The following is a 20,281-nucleotide window of genomic DNA, read 5'->3' as shown; positions in this document are numbered from 1 at the left end:
ATCAAAGTAATTTTTTGACGAATTCTTTAATGGTAAAAAGCTGCCCACGGCGGTATCCCCGCCGTGGGCAGCTTTCCCACAGACTACTTCAATATCCTTCTTTTCCGTCCGTTCCCTTTTTCAGCACTTGATGCAGCTCCCGGTACAGAACATTTACATCAATGGGCTTCGGGATGAATCCGGTCATTCCTGCCTCTATTGCAGAATCCTTGTCCTCCTTAAAGGCATTTGCCGTCATTGCGATGATCGGGATGGTTCCCGCGTCCGGCCGCTGCAGCCTGCGGACAGCCGCCGCTGCCTCCAGCCCGTTCATCTCCGGCATCTGGATGTCCATAAGAATCACAAGATATTCTCCTGGGCGGCTCTTCTCAAACACCTCCAGTGCTTCTTTTCCGTTCTCTGCCCGTCTTACCTCTGCTCCTTTGGCACGGAGCAGCTCTTCCGCAATCTCCGCGTTCAGGTCGTTATCCTCTGCCAGCAGGATCTTGATTCCCCCGAGTGTCTCTGTTCCGGCCTCCAGCCCTGCTGTCTGTTCTTCCGACAAGCACCCTTTCTGAAGTGTAAACGTAAAATAGAATTCGCTTCCCTTCCCGGGCTCGCTCTTGAGACAAAGCTCGCTCCCCATCAGCTGGACGATGCTTTTGCTGATGGCCAGGCCGAGTCCGGTCCCCTGACTCATGGAATAATTTGAACCAAGCTGTTCAAAGCTCTTGAAAATACGCTGCTGCTCCTCTGCGGCAATCCCAATCCCTGTATCGATGACCCGTATGGTAAAAGCAGCCTCTTGATCCGTTGAAACATTTTCTGTGATCCGAAGCAAGACTGTGCCTCCGGCCGGGGTAAATTTAAACGCGTTGGAAAGCAGGTTGAGCATCACCTGACGCAGGCGGATGGCATCACCCACCAGCGCATCGTCCTGTATCTCTTTTTGCAGACAAAATCTGAGCCCTTTTCCGGAGGCCTCCTGTTTCATCATGTCCTCTATCTCATCCAATATGGCATGAAGTGAGAAGGATTCCCTGGCTATTGACATCTTCCCGCTTTCAATCCGGCTCATGTCCAGGATATCATTGATCAGGCGAAGGAGATATCGGGTAGAGGATTTTATTTTTACAAGATTATCTTTCGCCTTTTCCGGCAGTCCTTCTGTCATCCCCATCAAATCCGTAAGCCCTACAATGGCGTTCATCGGCGTCCGGATCTCGTGGCTCATTCGGGACAGAAATTCACTCTTTGCCCGGTTATCCGCCTCTGCCTTTGCCAATTCAGCCCGCATGGTGGCGGCATGAAGGCGGGACCGGCTGATGATGATCACCACAATCAGCAGAAGGATAAGGACCGTGGCAACCACTCCCACTGCCAGCGCCGGATTGGCATACACGATGTTGAGAAGCGTCATATGAGATTCCCCGATCGATATCAAATTCCGGCTGCCGATCGCTGCCTTCTCTTCGCTGGAAATAGTGTTGATGGACTTGTTCAGGATGGAGAGCAGCTCCGGCTCCGCCGGGCTTTTCAGCGCAAAGCAGATATCCTGAATATCGTTGATTAGGTTCACCTGCATCAGGTTTGTGAAATTATTTGCCTGGATGATGCTCTCGAGGCGGCTTGAGACGCCATAGAAAAAGTCCACCTTTCCCCGATTGACGTCCGACAACGCCTCTGTCATATTCGAATACTCTATCACATTGTCCGCCACGATATTCTGCGGCATTTTCTGTCCTTTTAAAATGGCTCCTGTCAGGCCTTCCGCCGGATAACTGGATTCTTTGTTCCTCACTAAAATAGAATCCAGCTCCACATAGGATGCCGTCAGCGCCAGGTCCTCTTCTATGGCGTCTTCATCGGAGCCCAGGAAAAATGCCTGAATGTCGGCTTCTCCCCGCTGCAGCATTTCAAGAGCCTTATCATAACTGTCGCAGTACAGATAGGTGAACTGCAGCCCGGAATAATCGGATATCTTCTCCAGAATATCCGGAACGAAACCATTATGGCTGTCATCGTTATTAAGGCAGAAAAGCGGATGCCATTCTTTCGGGACCGCAACCGTCACCGTTCCTTTTTGGGAGATATATTCCTTTTCCTCTTTGCTGATACCCGCATTGAGATTTGCGGCTTCTGGAAAATTCGCTTCGTAAATTTTTTTTGCAAAATTTGGATCCGCCTCATAAATCTTTTCCAGGGCCATGTTCAATCCGTCCAAAATCTCCTGGTTGCCCGGCGCAGTGACGATATAATGAGGCTGAGAATCGAAAGAAGCAGCTATATAGAACGGGTCACCGGAATCTGCGCTGTTGCCCAACAAAAGGTCCACCTCACCGTTTTCCAAAAATTGCTTCAGGCTTCCCGTCTCCATCAGCTGGTCATAATTATAGTATTTAAGCGTACAGTCCAGATCATTGAGATCCAGGTATATCTGAAGCCTGCGGATATTCTCCGTGGCCCGTTCAAATACCCCAATGGTCTTGCCGTTAAAGGAGCTGAAATCATAGCTTTTGATCCTGTCATCATCTTTTCTCGCCAGCAGGATCAATTTACTATATCCGCAGTTATACTCTGGATATCCGAAATATTCTTCAAATCCGTCCATATAGTACTGGCCGCCCATCAGATCAAATTCACCGGCTTCAAAACGCTCCAGCAGATCCTCACTATTTGCGTCAATATACTCATATTTCCATCCGGTATACTTGGCTATCTCGTCAAGGGCATCGACCACAATCCCATAGTGTTCCCCATCCTCCGTGGTCATGGAATACCCCTTAGTCTGCGGAAATGCCACACGCAGCACCTTGGATTCTTCCGACGCCATGCTGGGGAAGGCTGCCGCCGCCAGAAGCAGCACTATGAACAATAAGACCATGATACCTTTTGCCGTCCGATTCCATATATGTTTCATAAGACCACCTTCCTCGCTGTCCAAATAATCCGCTTGCTGATTTTCCATATGGGCAGTTCCTATCCTGCAGATGGCGGACACCGTTTCTCCTCCCGCTCCAAAAGCTCTCTCCATTCTTCGGAGAAAGCTTCGAGATCCCGGTCTTCTAAATACCCGGCCATCCGTACTGCCGATTCTGAATATATCGTATCGAGATTTTCCGTCCTCAGCTGCAAGAGCGTAAAAGGACATCCCCATACCACCAGTTCCGCCAATTTTTTATAACATTCCCGGACCATTGCCAAAGGACATTCCTTTATAAGAAACGTCAGATATACGTCAAAACATAAATAACTTCGCTTTTTCCGAAAGATCCGGGACATGCCTGCCTGCAGTTCCGTCAATTTTTCCTCTGTCGTGTGTCCCAAGGTATACAGCGATACGTCCCGGACCGTCATTGCCAGAAGCTGCAGGCTTTCTCGATACAGCTTCAGGCTTTCCCTGATTTCTGTCCTGGAAAGATCCAGCTCGCGGGGCTCCATACAGACCTGTGTCCCCTTCCCTTGAAAGGATTTCGTGACGCCAAAGGTCTCCAAAAGGCTTAGTACCCGCCGGACCGTGGTCAGGGACACCCCATACCTCTCCTTCATCCGAGGCAGAGACGGAAGATAGCTGCCGACAGGATACGTTCCGCCCATGATCTCCCGGATGATCTGTGAAGCAAGAATATGCCGTATCTGTGGCTGCCTATGGATATTCCAGCGGAACGGAACCGGCTCCACGTCCATCAGTTGATATCTCACAGAAGCCTGTTCTATAAAAGAGAACAGGCCCTGTACCATCTCATTATAAGATCTTTCAAACTCCTGTTTCAAAAACGATACAGAATCTTTCCTCAGAACTCCTTCCAGCTCCTGAACGGTAATTCTCGGTTCGTCTCTGCCGGATAAGTAAGGAAAACGCAGATATCGGATACCCTCCCAAAAAAGGCTGAGAATCAGCTGGTTATCCCATGTGCTTAGTACGTTCATATAAAATTTTACTGTAAGAGGCACATCATCAGATATGACCGCATCCAGATCCTGCAGGATCTGCCTCCATCTTTCTTCTCCCCAGCTTTGCAGTGCCCTTTCCCATAACGGTACGATCAGCAGTCTCCCGGACTCGTTAAAATCCAGAATACCTTCTTTCCGCGGCACATAATATTTCGCGGCATTCTCCCCGAACAGGCTGAAATCCGCCTGGAATATCACTGCAGCCGCTTTTCTCTCCTCGTTCCGGATATACCCTTCCTTTTCCAGCATGGCCAGGGCAGACCGGACTGTCGCGCGTCCCAGATGAAAAACCGTACAGATCTGAGAAATGGGCGGCAGGCTGTCACCGAACTTATAAAATCCAAAACGGATCCGCGTCTCATAATAGTCGTAGACAAGTCTGCACAGACCATTGCTTTTATTGATTTTTTCACTCTGTCGCCCCATTCTCTGTCATGCCTTCTTTCTGTCACAGCTCTTCAGATACTGATCCAGCAATTTTTTCAGTTCCTCTATATCGATTGGTTTTGCAAAATGAGCATCCATACCAGCATGCAGAGCCGCTCTCACATCCTCTTCAAACGCATTGGCCGTCATCGCAATGATAGGGATCTTTCCCGCATCCGTCCGTTTCAGCCTGCGGATGGCCTTTGCCGCTTCGTATCCGTCCATGACCGGCATCTGGATATCCATGAAAATCAGATCATAATAACCTTCTTCCGAATCAGACATCTTCCTCACCGCCTCCGCTCCATCGAAGGCTTCCTCCACCTCAGGGCCCATCTCTCCGATCAGTTCATGAGCAATCTCCCGGTTCATGGCGTTATCCTCCACCAGCAGGACCCGTCTTCCAGTATAATCTTTTTTGTCGGAAAAGACTATCTGCTTTCCCTCTTTCTTTTCTCCGCTTAATTCATTCAACAGATAGCAGATTTTAGAACGATAGAACGGTTTTGATAAAAATGCCGTCACACCGGCCTCCCTTGCCTCGTTTTCAATCTCCGTCCAGTCATAAGCTGTTAAGATGATAACGGGAACTTCATCCCCCACCTCATGCCGGATGCGCCGGGTGGCTTCCACCCCGTTCATGTCCGGCATCTTCCAATCCATGATGACCAGCTCATACGGGTCCGGCGAATCTTTCGCCTCCACGATCCGGCTGACAGCGGTCTCTGCCTCTGTAACAAAGTGTGCCCGAAGCCCCATATCTTCCAAAAGGATGGCTGCGCTCTCACAGCTCTGCCTGTCGTCATCCACTATGAGACTGCGTACCCCCTCCCACTCGCCGGGGACCTCCTCCGGCTGTACATCCTGCACCCGCAGAGGCATCACAACGGTTACAGCAGATCCCTCGCCCAGCTTACTATCCACATGAATAACTCCACCCATCAGATCCACGATATTCTTGGTGATCGCCATTCCAAGGCCTGTTCCGACCGTCTTGCTGCTTGTGGAGTCCTGCGCCCGTTCAAAAGGCTGAAACAGCTTATCTAAAAACTCTTCACTCATTCCAATCCCACTGTCCGTACAGCGGAACACATAGCTTTCATATCCCGGCTGTCTGGCCGCTTCCTGTTCCAGTTCAATATTAATATTTCCTCCAGGCAGCGTATATTTAACGGCATTGCTCAGGATATTTAAGCATACCTGTCGAATGCGGAGCGGATCCCCGATCACCGCTTCATTTTTAAGCACCGCGAGGTGGAGCTTCATCCGGAGCTGTCCCGCATCCGCCTGTGTCCGGACCAGTTCTGTGACATCGGAGACCAGCTCCGCAAGGTTGAACGGTTCTTCCCGCAGAGAGAGCTTCCCACTTTCAATTTTGGACATATCCAATATATCGTTGATGAGACTCAGCAAATGCTGACTGGATAAGCCTATCTTCTTCAGGCACTCCATCGTTCGTTCCCGCTCGTCCAGATGGGCGGCGGCAATCGCCGTCATGCCGACAATGGCATTCATAGGAGTCCTGATGTCGTGACTCATATTGGATAAAAAACGGCTCTTGGCCAGACTTGCCGCTTTCGCGTTCTCCAGGGCGCTCTCAAGCGCATGGCGCTGCTGTTCCTCCTCATAGCGCTGTTCGTCAATGCGGCGGGAAATCAGAATTGCCAGTTTATCCTCGGAATAAGGATTTTCCACCGAAATGATCTGTGTCGATGTCCAGTGGTACCGTCCATCCTTAAGCATCTGCCTGAGCTCCATGAATATCTCGTTTCTTTCCCTGCCTAATGTGCGAAGGAGATATCCCGGCTCAAAACGTCTCTTAAACTCTTCCAGATTATCCGGATGTACCGTAGGGATAAAATCTTGATATAGTTCGCTGTACGTTTCCTGCTCCCCCATCTTGACCAGAAGTCCAGGCTGTGTGTAAATAAATTTAAGTGTATCCTGGCTCAGATTCAGGCTGATGATCACCGGATAGACATTGGAAACTGCTCCGACCAACATCATCCGTTCCTGCAGCTTTTCTCTTTCTTCTTCCTCTTCTGCCAGCTTCTCCGCTGTGATATCATGGAACATCATGATCAGAATCGGCCTGCCGTCTTCATCCAGCGTCTTTTCCACGAGTCCGGCCGCCCAGAAGGAACTGCCATCCGCCTTCAATATCAGGTTCTCAAACGTATTCTTATGCTTCCCCGCCGCCGTATCCCGGAAAATCTCCGCAAGTGCCTCATAATCCTCCGGAAAAACGATCTCTTCGAGGTACTTTTCTTTAAGAATACCTAAAAGCGCATTTTCCCCGCAGCCCAGAAGACGCATTCCTTCCTGATTGAGCTGGAGAAACTGATAGGGCCGTTCCACGGTCACCAGGGCGATTCCTTCCGGCACCGCATTATACAGATGACTGATGTAATCCGCCTGACTTCTCAGCTTCCGGTTCGTACGGCTGATATATCGGAAATAAAGCGCCACCAGCAGAGTGATCCCTAATATGATCGCCGCGATCAGAGTGAGGGTGCGAAGCACGATCTGGTTGGTCTGCGCGCTTACGACGCTCTTTGGAATGATGGAGATCAAATACCAGTCGGACTGCAGCTTCAGAGGAATATAGCAGAATACAGTGTCCTCCCCCTGGTAAGTAAAAGTAGCCCATCCTGTCCTGGCTTCCAGCAGGGACTGTTTAAACTGCCCCAGGCTGGCCTGATCGTTCTCCCCTTCCGACAGCATATCAAACAGGTTCTGCACCGTTTTATTGCTTTTTGGATGGGGCGGACGAATCAGCACATTTCCCCCGGAATCAACCACATAGGAAAACCCGGAATCATTATAAAAAGAAAGGGTAAAGCTGTCTACAATACTCTCTACCTCATACTCCTTCAGAAGAAATCCTTCCGTCCCGTCCTGAAGTGTGACATGAGTGTACAAGTTGAATACATTGGCGCCTGTGACGCTGCTGATATGCGGATCGATTATTCCACTATTCTGACCTGTCTCAGCAAGCGCCTCCGCCGCCTTTTCATCTTCCCGCGCTTCCGCCGGATAGCAGGAGCCATCTTCCAGATACAGGCTGATGCCGCTGTCCACTTGACTATAGCCTCCTACGAACTGCTCCAGCTCACTGCTCTGATCTGCCGTGAACTGGTCTATATAGCCCGCGACCGTATTCATTACCTTAAATTCTTCCTGAAGCTGTACCCGCAGTGTACTGCAGCCCTGCTGGGTGCTCTCCAGAATCGTGCCGATGGACTGCTGCCACAGCTGCTTTTGGACTGCGCTGACAAAGAAGAAAGTCATACATCCCAGAATGATGCCGACGAGCACAGCCGCCAGGGTGATTTTAAGTTTTATATTGCCTGCCTCTCGCTTCATCAAGGCTCATTCCTTTCTATTTCCGCCTGCCGGTCCATCCACTCCATTACATTCTCCAGCGTTTCCCCCGACAGAAGCCTTTTCGAAGCTTCCGCGGTCAAATCCCAAATTGGCAGTTCCAGATGGCTGTCCGTCCCAATAACAGTCCGGCCGGCTTCATAGCAGGACACCAGCGGACGGATCTCTTTCACCGCGGAGGCGCTTCCTCCGGCCAATGGGCTGAAAGAGGACTGTTCATCCGCAAATTTCTGTATATTTCCCGCCTTTGTGAAATATTCCACAAACCGCATCGCCGCATCGGGATGCTCACTTCCGGCGTTCACGCTCAGACGCGTATCCGCATTGATGACAAGCAGCGCGCCATCCTCCAGGACAGGAAGAGGCGCTACTTCAAAGGTAAGCTTCTGGTTCATCCCTTTCACTCGTCCGGCGGCCCAGGCCCCCGTGAGCATGAACGGCGACTCCCCTTCGGCAAATTCCTGAAGATCGTCGGAAGTCTTCTCAGTGTCCAAGGCCTTCTCCGCATCAATATATCCACAAAGCAAAAGTTCCTCCGCGACAGAGAATCCTTCTGTCAGGTATCCGCTCAGCTTTTCCTGCCCGCCGTTCAGCCGCTCAAACACCTCCGCCTGACGGCCCTCCCGGTAAACCGGATAGAACCCCCGGCCTATGGCCAGAGTCTTTATGGAAATGTCATTATTGGCAATGACCGGCGTGATCCCCTGCTTCACAAAATACTCACAGGCCGCTTCCCATTCCCCCAGGTTTCCGGGGACCTTCTGGCCATGTTCCTTTAACAGATCCAGATTGCAGTATAGTCCAAAAGCCGAAACAGTGGTCGGTACCCAGGTGACCTTTCCGTTTTCATCCATCTGGCTTCTCATGAGGTCTGTGTATTCCTCCAGGGTACTCAGGCCGGACAGATCTGCCACCTGGCCCTTTCCTTCCAGCTCCAGAAGAACGTCATGATTTACCATGAAGACATCGTCCCCTTTGCCGGACGCCATCCGTTTTCTCAGCGCTTCGTAATAGCCGCTTCCTTTCAGGCTCTCATAGGACACACGGATATCCGGGTTTTCCGTCATAAAATCAGAAATGATCTCTTCAATTATCGCGACGTTTTCCGGTTCGTACTTATTTCCAAAAAACGTGATGGTCGTGATCTCCCGGTCTTCCGGATTTTCATAATTCATCACCCTGTTTTTGCTGCCGCATCCGGCAGAGACAAGTATGAGAAAAGATAAGACGAGCAGCGCTCCTGTCAATCTGTCTTTCATCCCTTCCCCCTTCCATGTCCACTGTTACCTTCCTGTCCACAACTCCCAGATTTCATCGCGCTGTACAGAACGGCCCGCAGCGTTTCCACATCTATTGGCTTTGCCACGTGCGCGGTCATCCCCGCTTCCAGGGACAGCTGTACATCCTCAGCGAAGGCATTGGCCGTCATCGCGATGATTGGGATCACCGCCGCGTCCGCCCTCTTTTCCATTCCCCGGATGGCCCGCGCGGCTTCATACCCGTTCATCTGCGGCATTCGGATATCCATCAAGATCGCGTCATAAGTCCCCGGAGCAGCGCTTCCAAATTCTTCCACCGCCTGCCGTCCGTCGTTTTTTACCACGGCCCTGGCCCCAAACATATTCAGCAGCCCGCAGGTGATCTCCGCATTGATCGCGTTATCCTCCGCCACCAGGATGCAGCGCCCGGCCAATGACATCTCACCGGCCGGACGTACCTCTTCCCCGCTCCCGCTGTCCTCAGGCATCTCTGCCCCCTCTGCAATCTCACATTCCAGCTCCACCTGAAACACCGTCCCCTGGCCGGCCCGGCTCGACACGGAAATCCTGCCGCCCATCAGATCCACCAAGCCCTTCGTGATACTGAGGCCAAGGCCCGTCCCTTCAATCTGGGCTGCACTGTCGCTCCTGGTAAAAGGCTCAAAAATGAAAGGAAGAAAATCTTCCGAAATACCAGTTCCCGTATCCCTGACCGTGAAACGGTAGCGCACATAACCCTGTTGTTCTCCCGGAAGCTCCTCTGTGAGAAGACTTACTCTGCCCCCTTCTGGGGTGAACTTGACCGCATTGCTCAAAAGATTGATGAGGATCTGATTGATGCGCAGGGAATCTCCGTAAAAGTGAGTATGGCGTACATTCTCAGTGCTCATCTCAAATTCAAGTCCTGCCGCCTTCGCTTGAGGAGCCATCATCGCGGTAAGCTGCTCCAGCTGCTCTGTGAGAGAAACATTCATCCGATTCAGCTTTATCTTCGACCCGTCTATTTTGCTCATATCCAGCACATCATTGATCAGGCTCAGTAAATGCCTGGAAGAAACTGAAATTTTGCGCAGATATTCTTCCACGCGGCTTCCCTCATCCAAATGGGCCAGAGCCAGAGCAGTCATCCCCATGATCGCGTTCATGGGAGTGCGGATGTCGTGGCTCATGGCAGAAAGAAATTCACTCTTTGCCTGATTCGCCTTTTTTGCCTGATCCAGCGCATTTTCCAGCTCAGACTGAGACTTTCTCTCCGCGGCCAGCATATCCGTGACATCTGCCCGAACCAGGCAGATCGTCCTGTGATCCTGATCTCCCCAAAGGACATTTATCTGTTTGTACCTCTCTTCCTGTTCTGTATGATATGGCAGCAGGAACTCATATCCCGCCGGCTCTTCCTCGAGGCGCTTCCTTATGGTTTCCAAACGGAACTGTGAAGCTGCATCATCATCTCGTTTTTCGGGTCCATACTGGTCCACAAAACGTTCGATTGCCTTGTCGTAATTTTCAATGTAATACGGAGACAAATTTTCCAGTACCGTCTGGCGGGTGTGCATGGTCAGCCGCCCGCTGACGACATCAATAAAGCCTGCCAGATCAAAGGTATAGGCTATCATATTGAGCAGACCCTGCTGCTCCCGGAGAGAATCTGTGATATCCGTCCTGGATAGGCAGACCCTCCCCAGCCTAAAATCAATTACAGAAACTGTCATATTTTTCGTGCGGATATCTCCATTATCGTCCGTGATGGAGAACGCAAAGGTATAGGGACCGTCCTTCCTAAGCCGATCAGTCATGAGCGCCGGATCCAGTCCTTTTTTAAACTGCTCTCTGTCCCTCGGAACGATCCTGTGGTCCAGCATATGATTCATCCATTCCGTATGGCATCCTTGTCTCGGCGGAACGCAATCGGCGTTCTCGCTGTAAGAGAGGATTTTGTAAGTGTCCTTAATCAGATCCACATCGACGACAAAATCATATCCGCTGATGGAAAGCTGGTGCAAGATTCGGTCAGATATGGTCCTTTCTGTGATATCTGTCACCGTCAGGATTCCTGTCACGTCACCATTATCCGGTGTGGACACCATATTCATCTTAAACTGGGCATACCGGCCGCTGGGCTCATTCGGTATCTGAATGAAACATTCCACTATCTGTTCTGTTTCATTCCTCTGGAAAGCGGCCAGTGACGGAGCGTTCAGATAAGTATTCAAAAATTTCTGCCGGTCCTTCTGATCCACAACGAGTCCGGAAATCCCGGTAAAAAATTCTTCTCGGACCGAGCCGAACCGCTCCAGCACGCCGGTATCCGTATAATCTATGATCTCCAGTATCTTGTTCTTTGTAATGTTGCAGTGGCCCACGATGAGCGCGTCCGGCCCCGGAGTCCTGTAATGCTGCATGATCAGGTCATTATACTGTTTCCGTATCTGCTCCTGCTCTTCCTTTTCCTTGGTAATATCATGATATATGGCGTACAGACGTTTCTCACCTTCCCGGTTCTTTATAATGGAAAAGGAAGCTTTCACCCAAATGTAATCATCTGTTCCTGTTCTCAGCCTATGTGACATTTCATAATGATCTGTTCCGCTGGCCATGTACATAGCCAGCTGCTCTTTAATATAGTCCACGTCATCGGGATGAGCGCCGTTTGTGGCGTCCTGGCGGTAAACTTCCCATGTTTCCTCCATGGACATGCCGGTCAGCGCGGCAAATCCTTCGGAAAAATATTCTGGCGTCATGTGGCCGTCTTCCTCATACCGGACGACTGCCACGCCTCCCGGAAGATTTCTGGCCATCGTCTGGAAATATTCTTCCAGGCGCTCCTTTTCTTTCTTGGTCTTCTTCGCTTCTGTAATATCGCGGACAAATTTTATGTATGCCGGGACCCCGTTCCAGTCTGTCTCCCGGAACCGGGTCGCATAAAACCGGCCGTCTTCACCGACAGCCATTTCATGCTCTTTTCCCTCCGGCTCACTTTGGAGCGTACAAAACTCGCACGGAGCGCTCCTGCCGTGCAGAGCGGCATAGCATTTCCTTCCCAGGCTGGGATTCCCACAGGTAAACAGGTTTTTTGACTCACTGACATAAAGCAAGTCATAGTTTTCCTTATCGATCACATAGATCCCGTCGGCTGATTCATTGGCAATATTCTGATAAAGATGGGTTTCTGCCGACATGCCGGTAAAGACGGCATAAAATCCCATTTTCTCAGAAAACGGGCCCATTCGCCGGCCGTTGAGATGAACCCACAGTATATTCCCGTCCTTATGCTTCATCCGATAAGAAACATCCAGGACCTCTCCGCTCGCCAGCGCAGCTCTCGCCGCCTGAGACACCCGGTCCCGGTCCGGTTCGTATATCACATTCATGGCGTCATCCCGGACCAGTTCCATAAACTCTTCTTTTGTATGCCCAGAAAGCTCCATCACACCGTCAGAATAATAAGTAGGTATAAACCGGTCCTCTTCTACCCGATAGCTGGCGATGCCGCCGGGAATAGAATTGACCAGATGTCCGAGCTCCAGCTGTGCTTCCTTCAGATCCGTAATATTGTGGAACACGCATTGAATGAGCGGGCATCCCTCCTCTTCCCCGATCTGCCTGGCCTGGATATGGACCCAAACGATATGCCCGTCACGATGCTGCTTCCGGAATTCGAAATCCGCCACCGTTTGGTCTTTAATGGCTTTCCGTAACTTGGAGACCACCATATCCTTGTCCTCCCAATAGGTCATCTCCGACGCATCGCCCTTTACCTTTTCTCCATATTCCTCCACCGTATATCCGCACAGCTCCGGAACGCCGTCGGAAAAATAGCGGGTCTCAAATATGTCTGATACACGGTAGATGGCCACGCCGCCGGGGATCGCATTGATGATGTCCTTGGTCCTGGCATTGGCATCCATCAATTCCTTTTTTAGCTCCTGCTGGCCGCTTACATCGCTGTACACACCGTAAAGAAGCTTTGTCCCGTCCTTTCCGGGTTTTACCGTAGCTTCCAGGTGTATCCACCGGTATTCTCCTTTTTCATTATTCCACAGGCGGTATGTATACTGGCCAGCTGAGTTTTCCCTGATCACTTCCTGAACCTTTTTCTTAAGGACGGCGAGGTCTTCCGGATGAACGCCCAAATAGTTTGTCTCCCGTTCGACCGACTGGACATGCTCTTTTGAATACCCCATGATACTATAAAACGCCGGGTTATGGAACACCGGCGAAAGCTGCTCCCCTTTAACCCGGTATACGCCCAGACCGCACGGAATACTGCTGAGTGTGGCCTGCAGTTCCTCCTTAAAAGCCTCAGACCGGTCTTCTTCCTCTTTTCTCTCGGTGATGTCCACCACATATTCAATATGAGCGGGCTTTCCATTCCAGTCAATAAGCTTGCCGCTCAGCTGATACATGCGGTGATTGCCGGGATGAATGAATTCCCGGACAAACGGCTCAGTCCGGTTCAGCTGGCCGGCGTGGCAGAACAAGCAGGGTTTTTTAAAACCTGCCAGGTGATAACAGCAGCGTACTTCTCCGCTGGCCTGGGGCAATAAGGTCTTTTTTGCGAGACGATTGGCATAGAGAATACTCCTGTCTTCCATATCGCTGACAAAGATAGCAGCCGGCACATTGTCCAGGATTGCAGCCGTCTGTTCCACCGTAAGAAAGTCCCCCATTGTCATATTCAGTTTCCTCCCATTAAATCCTGCCGCAGGTTCTCCACATTCTGAAATTCCGTCCGGATCACATCATACATGGCCGCATAATCGCTCCGCTCCTCCCTGTTCCGGAGCGGCTCCACTACGGCGCAGACGGCGGCATAGAGCGGTACAAGTCCCAGGTTTCCCACAACTCCCTTCAAAGTGTGCGCGGCCTCAAAAGCACCGGTCAGGTCACCCGCCCGCAGGGATTCGCCAAGCTTTTCCATGTTATCATCCTGAAACAGCATATTCAAAAGCCTTAGGTAAAAGGCCTCGTTCTCTAGGAAGCGCGCCATCGTATTCTGATAATCACCGCCATAAGCTTCAAAGGTTTCTCTAAATCCGGACATAATTCAACTCTCCTTCCTGGAGATGAAATGATAAAGCGTCTGGTAAAGCCGCTCCGAGTCTATGGGCTTGGCCAAATGAGCGTCCATCCCGGCCGCCTTGCTCTTTTGAATATCGTCGTCAAAAGCATTGGCCGTCATCGCGATGATCGGGATTGTTCCGGCGTCTGCATTGCTGAGATGGCGGATGCTGGCGGCGGCGGTAAGCCCGTCCATAAGAGGCATCCGAATGTCCATCAGGATGGCGTCATAATATTTCTCCGGGGATTTGCTGAACAGCTCCATCGCCCGAAGGCCGTTTTCCGCCGTATCCACCGTAAATCCCTTATTTTCCAGAAGCATCACCGCCACCTCGGTATTGATCGCGTTATCTTCCGCCAGCAGCACGCGTTTCCCGCCGAATTCATATTCCTCTGCCTTATCTTCCAGTTCCTGTTCCTTTTTGTCACCAAGCGCTCTGGAAAAAGCCGATACCAGAGTAGATTTGTACATGGGCTTGCTCATCAGCAGATTGACGCCGGCCAGCTTTGCCTCGTGCTCAATGGATATCCAGTCATATGCGGTCATGATGATGATGGTGACCTCCGGACCTACGATCATGCGAATGCGTTTAGCCGTCTCAATTCCATCCATCCCAGGCATCTTCCAGTCTATCAGGATCATATCGTAATACTTGCCTGCATCCCAGAGCTCCTGCACCCGGTCGACTGCTTTCCTCCCGCTGTCTACCCATTCAGCGATAACTCCCATTTCCCGCAGAGTGACCACTGCGCTCTCGCAGACTACCACATCGTCATCCACAACCAATGTTTTCAAATGAGAAAAGTTATAATCCTGCTTTTTCGGGAAATGCCGGAGCTTTTCCTCTTCCGATATGCCAAGCTTGACATCCACGGTAAATTCCGTGCCGATTCCCTTTATGGAGCGTACCGTGATCGCTCCATCCATCATGTCCACGATACTTTTGGAGATGGCAAGCCCCAGCCCCGTTCCGCCGTAAACTGCCGTAGTGCCTATGGACTCCTGGGAAAACGGTTCAAAAATATGAGGCAGGAATTCTTCACTCATTCCGACACCCGTATCGTTCACAATGAACCGCAATACCGCGTCATTTTTTGTCCTGTGCCGCTGCGAGGCCGAAAATGTGACCTTTCCTCCTTCTCTGGTGAACTTAATGGCGTTACTCATGATATTCAGGAGCACCTGCTGCAGCTTCATCGCATCGCCCACATAGCAGTCGTCCAGCACCGGGTCTACTATACACTCATAATCCACGCCTTTCGCTTCCGCCTGGGAATAACAGATGGAATTGATCCCGGTCAGAAACTCCTCTGTGGGGATCTTCTCATTCTTCAAAAGCATTTTCCCGCTCTCGATACGGCTCATATCCAAAATATCATTGATCAGAGAAAGTAGAAAGCGGGAAGATATGCCAATCTTGGAAATGCAGTCTGCCACTTGCTCATCGTCCCCTACCGACTGGGCGGCAATGGTGCTCATGCCGATAATGGCATTCATCGGCGTCCGGATCTCGTGGGACATGCGGGACAAAAAATCCGACTTGGCAGCGTTGGCCTGCTCTGCCGCTACCAGAGCCGCCGCCAGCTCTTCCTTCTGCCGCTGCTCCTTTTGAACGACATCCGTCACATCGCTGCGGGCCACACAGACCCTCCCCAGGCTCTTTTCAATATAAAAGACCTGAAACCGCTTCACCCTCTTTTTTCCCTGTTCATCGAGCATTTCGATGACAAAGGAGTAGACCGATTCCTGCGCCAGCCGCTTTTCCATATATTGATAATCCAGTTTCCTCAGATATTCCTGCTTTGCTTCTTCTTCCATAAAACGCTCTGCAGTCATGCGGACATCTGCCATGAATTCTTTTTTGGGAGATATCTCGCCCTCATTGTGTCCAAAGGACAGAATACGGTATGTATCCTGACGGATATCGACGTCTGTCAGCCGCTCATAATCCAGCTCCGCGATCTTTTGAAACAGCTGCTCCTGAATTTTATGTACTGTGTTATCCGTGGTATAAAAAAATCCGACCACATCTCCGGTCTCCGGCTCCCGGTAAAGGCGGAAGCTCGTATTGCTCCAGAATGAGTCCCCGCAGTTCCGGCGGCGCAGAAACTCAAAATGATAATCCGTCCTTCCCGCTTTATGATCGGCCAGTATCTTATCTCTGGCGAGGGTACTCTGAATCTTTTCTCCATAAGACGGGTCAACAGAGGACGCCGCAAGGTGCTCCACCAGCTCATCATAGGAAGTCCCTATTTGGGCAATGGCCATCTGCCGTATGGAAATATAGCTCTCTGTCCTGTTCTGCGTGATATTTACTCTCCCCTGACTGCTCCCTTCCTCAGAGGACAGGTCCACAAAATAAGCCAGTTCCCTCTCATATAATTCCTTATTCCGCTCCTGCTGCTGCTTTTCATCCGAAACATCAATAAATACGCAAAAGAGCTGCGCTTCCTCCTTTTCCTGAAAGAGCTGCGCTTTTAGGCACACCCACTTTGTAGATCCGTCCTTACAGATCACGCGGACCTCGCTGTGGACTGTGTTTCCCTCTCTGAGCTGGCGTCTGATCCTTTCCGCCATGCCGGACAGGTCCTCTGGGTGGATGACCGCTGACATCCGGCTTCCCATGGCGGCAAATTCCTCCCTGGAATACCCCAGGAATTCAAACAAGCCGTCATTGGCGTCGACTACGGAAAAATCATCGTCATACCGGCAACGGAAAACCGCCCCCGGAATATTATTATAAAGATGCAGAAGCTCATCCCTTATCTTTCTTTGATCCGAAATATCGATACATACCGAAACGATAGCCGGACGGCCGTCCTCCGCAATTATTTTCCGCCCCAGATCATGGACCCAGATAAAGGATCCGTCTTTTTTCTTCATCCGGTATTCTACGATATACTCGTCTGCCCCGGCAAGCTGTCCGCCGACTGCTTCATCCACGGTCTTCCGGTCATCCGGATGCATGCAGTTGGAAATCATCCCGTCTATATCATTTACAAAATCCGCTTCATCCTCATATCCCAAATAGTCCAGCATCTGCCGGTTGATAAAATAGAACGGGAACCCGTCCTCTATGTATCCGCCCATCATGCCGCCGGCCATGGAGTCATTTAAAAGCTCTTGCCGCTGTTTGGCAATTTGCTCCATCACCAGCGTTTTAGGATAATGTTCCCTTCCCCGCTGGCTGCTTCCCGGCTCTGCAAAATGAAGCCCCTGGATCAGCCAGTTTCCGTCTTCCTGCCTCACCAGATTGAAAAAGGCATGCAGATGCCAGATATAAAGAGAGCTGACGAGACTGAGCTTTGCCGATATGCTGCATATATGATCCGCCGGCTGATATTCATGGACCACATTTAACAGACAGGAAAACGGCTCTGTGATCTCCCTGATATCCTCCTGCACATATGCGGACATCTCGGCCTTTCCAGAAGCGTGTTCATCCATCCCCGTACCAAAGAAACTCACTTCCTCCGTGAGAAATGAAACTGTTTTCGAAATGTCCAGCTGCTCAAACCAGGCCCGACAGAACGCCTGAACCGTATCTTTCGCATCATACTTCATCCGTCCTGTTCCTCCCATAGACAGCATCCGCCTTTGCCATTGGCCTTCGCCCGATACAAAGCCAGATCGACCTTTCTCATCACCTCTTCCATATCGTTCTCCGCTTCCCATAGCGCGACGCCTACCGAAACCGTCACCGGCAGGCCCTCCGCAAAGTGATATTGCGAAAGGGACCTGCAGATTTCTTTTCCCTTTTTCAAAGCCGTTTCACCGGACGGCATAGATTTTATGACAGCCACAAATTCATCTCCGCCGTATCTTGCCAGAATATCCGTTTCTCTTACTTTAGAACGGAGGATCTGACTGAACTCCTGAATCAGCCGGTCCCCTTCCATGTGCCCGAAGGTATCGTTGATCTGCTTTAAGTTATCCAGATCAAAAAGGTAAAAAGCAAAAGGAGCTTCCTCCTTCCTCAGGGAATCAAGAGCCGCCTCCCATCCCCGCCGGTTCAGGACGCCGGTCATGTGGTCCCGGTAAGCTTCCTCCTGCAGATTCCGCTCCCGCTTTTGAAAAGAAGCCAGCCTGATAGCGTGGACCACCCTTTTCCACAGGCTCTCCTTTGCATGGGGCTTAACCGCGTAATCGGCAGCGCCCAGCTCCAGGGCTTTTTTCTCCCTCTGAGAGTCCAGTCTCCCCGTAGCGATGACCGGGATATCCCACACCGCCTTGTCTCTTTTAAGCGCCGTCAGCACCGCGAAACCGCCGGCTTCAGGAAGGGTAAGGCTGAGGAGCACTGCCGTCATCCGGCCTTTGTATGTTTCGACCGCCTCCAGAGCAGAAGCCGTGTCTGCTGCCTCGACCACCTGAAAGTACTCCAGAAATGCCTCCCGGACCTGATTGCGGTAATCTTTATCCTCGTCTGCGATCAGAAGGACACTCTTTTGGTATCCGCCTCCAGCTTCCCTGTCTGTTTCTTCTCTCTGCTGTTCCTGTTCCTCATCCGACTGCTGTTCTCTGATCAGCTTTTCGAAATCTCTCTCCGGCATCGGCCGGGCAAAATAGTAACCCTGCACATAGTCGCATCCGGTTTCCAAAAGGCGGTCCAGCTGTTCCCTGGTCTCCACGCCCTCCGCCACGACACTCAGGTGCATCCAGCGGGCAAGCTCCATGATAAACCGGAGAACTCCCTGATTCGCCGGCTTTACCGTTTCGCTCTGGATAAATTTCATATCCAGCTTCAGGATATCGATCGGCATCTGGTTCAGCATATTCAAGGAGGAATAACCGCTTCCGAAATCATCCATCTCAATGATAAATCCCAGATTCCTCAGATGGCTCACCGTCTCAATGATCTGTCCCGGATTTTCCGTATAAGCGCTTTCCGTAATCTCCAAATGAAGCCTTGACGGCGGCAGTCCATATTTTTCAACCGTATTCATCAGGATATCCGCGATATCCGCATTATAAATATCAGCCCTGGATACATTAACGGAAGCCGGAAGGGGGGGATATCCCTTTTCTTCCCACTCCCGCAGATAAGAGCAGGTCTTGTCCCACACGAACTGGTCCAGCTTTGTGATAAAACCATTTTTCTCAAACAGCGGGATAAATTCCGCAGGAGACTGAAATCCCCATTTCGGATGATTCCAGCGAACAAGCGCTTCTGCACCGGCCAGCTTGTCATCCCGTATCCGGTATTTGGGCTGCAAATATATTAAAAACTGTTCTTCCTTTAACGCAGTTTCCATTTCATCGATGATGGCCTGCTGCCTCAGCAGCTCATCCCGGAGCTTATCATCATAAGCGGCAAAATACTTTCCATACTGCCCTTTGATACTGCGGGCCGCCAAAAGTGCCCGGTCGCACATCTGCTCCACACTCACTCTGCGGTCCTCTACAAAATAGACTCCCCACTTCATCACGACATTCTTGGCATTGGGAAGATGTGTGACCTTTTCATTGGTCTGGATGAACATCTCATCTGTATAGTCATCCTCATGCCTGACCAAGCAGACGAACTGGTCCGCGTTCAGGCGCCCATAAACTCCTATTCCGCCTACGATCTGCCGGTACAGTTCCGCAATCCCGCACAGGAGTCTGTCCCCGGCGGGGATGCCAAAAACATCGTTTATAAGTTTAAAATTCTCAATATCAGAGCAGATGATATCATACCGCTGTCCAGGATTCTGACGGAGCGTCTCCTTAACCTTCTGATAAAAGTACTCTTTGCTGTAAAGTCCAGTCAGGCGGTCATACTGGAACTGATTGATCATCGCCGCTGTTTCGCGCAGATGAATGATGCTGGCCACCCTATGTAAAATAATCTGAGGCTTATACGGCTTCGCCACGAAATCAGAAGCTCCGTGAGAGAGCGCGGACACTTCATCCGCCTCGCTGTCACTCTGTGTGGTAACGATCACCGGAATGGACGAAAGGGAAGGGTCCGCTTTCGCAATAGACAAAAATGTGTAGCCATCCATGACAGGCATGGTGATATCCAGCAGTATCAAGGCAATCTCGTCCTTGTGTTTTTCCAGGACCGCAAGCGCCTCCTGTCCATTTTCCGCATCCAGCACCTCATATTCCGAGGACAGCATCTCGCACAGCATCATACGGTTGATCTCATTATCTTCCACAACTAAAATTTCTTTTTTTGCAAGCATGTCATAGTCTCCTTTTGACTTCTTACTTATTTTTATTCATCATGGACGAA

The 20,281-nt window shown here is 50.8% G+C and carries 8 protein-coding genes; all 8 read right to left on the bottom strand.

The window, feature by feature from the left end; translation table 11 throughout:
- Positions 1-88: 88 nt before the first annotated feature.
- From H9Q78_RS10160 to H9Q78_RS10125, 8 genes are read right to left on the bottom strand one after another with little or no spacing between them, the layout of a single operon-like run.
- Entirely contained in the window at positions 89-2,899 is a 2,811-nt protein-coding gene (locus tag H9Q78_RS10160; RefSeq protein ID WP_249301488.1) for an ATP-binding protein, read from the bottom strand.
- 59 nt (positions 2,900-2,958) lie between these two features.
- Positions 2,959-4,359, bottom strand: a complete 1,401-nt coding sequence (locus tag H9Q78_RS10155; protein ID WP_249301485.1) for a GntR family transcriptional regulator — start codon at positions 4,357-4,359, stop codon at positions 2,959-2,961.
- A 6-nt stretch (positions 4,360-4,365) separates the two neighbouring features.
- Positions 4,366-7,725 (bottom strand): response regulator, encoded by a 3,360-nt coding sequence (locus H9Q78_RS10150; protein ID WP_249301483.1) that lies wholly within the window; start codon positions 7,723-7,725, stop codon positions 4,366-4,368.
- Positions 7,725-9,002 carry an ABC transporter substrate-binding protein gene (locus H9Q78_RS10145; protein WP_249301480.1) on the bottom strand — a complete coding sequence of 426 codons (1,278 nt, stop codon included), beginning with the start codon at positions 9,000-9,002 and terminating at the stop codon, positions 7,725-7,727. The genes H9Q78_RS10150 and H9Q78_RS10145 overlap by 1 nt, the downstream gene beginning before the upstream one ends.
- A complete protein-coding gene (locus H9Q78_RS10140; RefSeq protein WP_249301479.1) occupies positions 8,999-13,678 on the bottom strand; it encodes a PAS domain-containing protein in 4,680 nt (1,559 codons plus the stop codon). The genes H9Q78_RS10145 and H9Q78_RS10140 overlap by 4 nt, the downstream gene beginning before the upstream one ends.
- Before the next feature lie 2 nt (positions 13,679-13,680).
- Complete coding sequence (locus tag H9Q78_RS10135) at positions 13,681-14,046, bottom strand: Hpt domain-containing protein (RefSeq protein ID WP_249301478.1); 366 nt, start codon at positions 14,044-14,046, stop codon at positions 13,681-13,683.
- Between the two features lie 3 nt (positions 14,047-14,049).
- Positions 14,050-17,646 carry a response regulator gene (locus H9Q78_RS10130; RefSeq protein ID WP_249301477.1) on the bottom strand — a complete coding sequence of 1,199 codons (3,597 nt, stop codon included), beginning with the start codon at positions 17,644-17,646 and terminating at the stop codon, positions 14,050-14,052.
- Entirely contained in the window at positions 17,625-20,231 is a 2,607-nt protein-coding gene (locus tag H9Q78_RS10125) for an EAL domain-containing protein (RefSeq protein ID WP_249301476.1), read from the bottom strand. The genes H9Q78_RS10130 and H9Q78_RS10125 overlap by 22 nt, the downstream gene beginning before the upstream one ends.
- Positions 20,232-20,281: the final 50 nt, after the last annotated feature.

It is taken from the genome of Qiania dongpingensis (assembly GCF_014337195.1).
GTDB classification, from domain to species: Bacteria; Bacillota; Clostridia; order Lachnospirales; family Lachnospiraceae; genus Lientehia; species Lientehia dongpingensis.
This window is presented reverse-complemented; position numbering and strand designations above follow the sequence as displayed.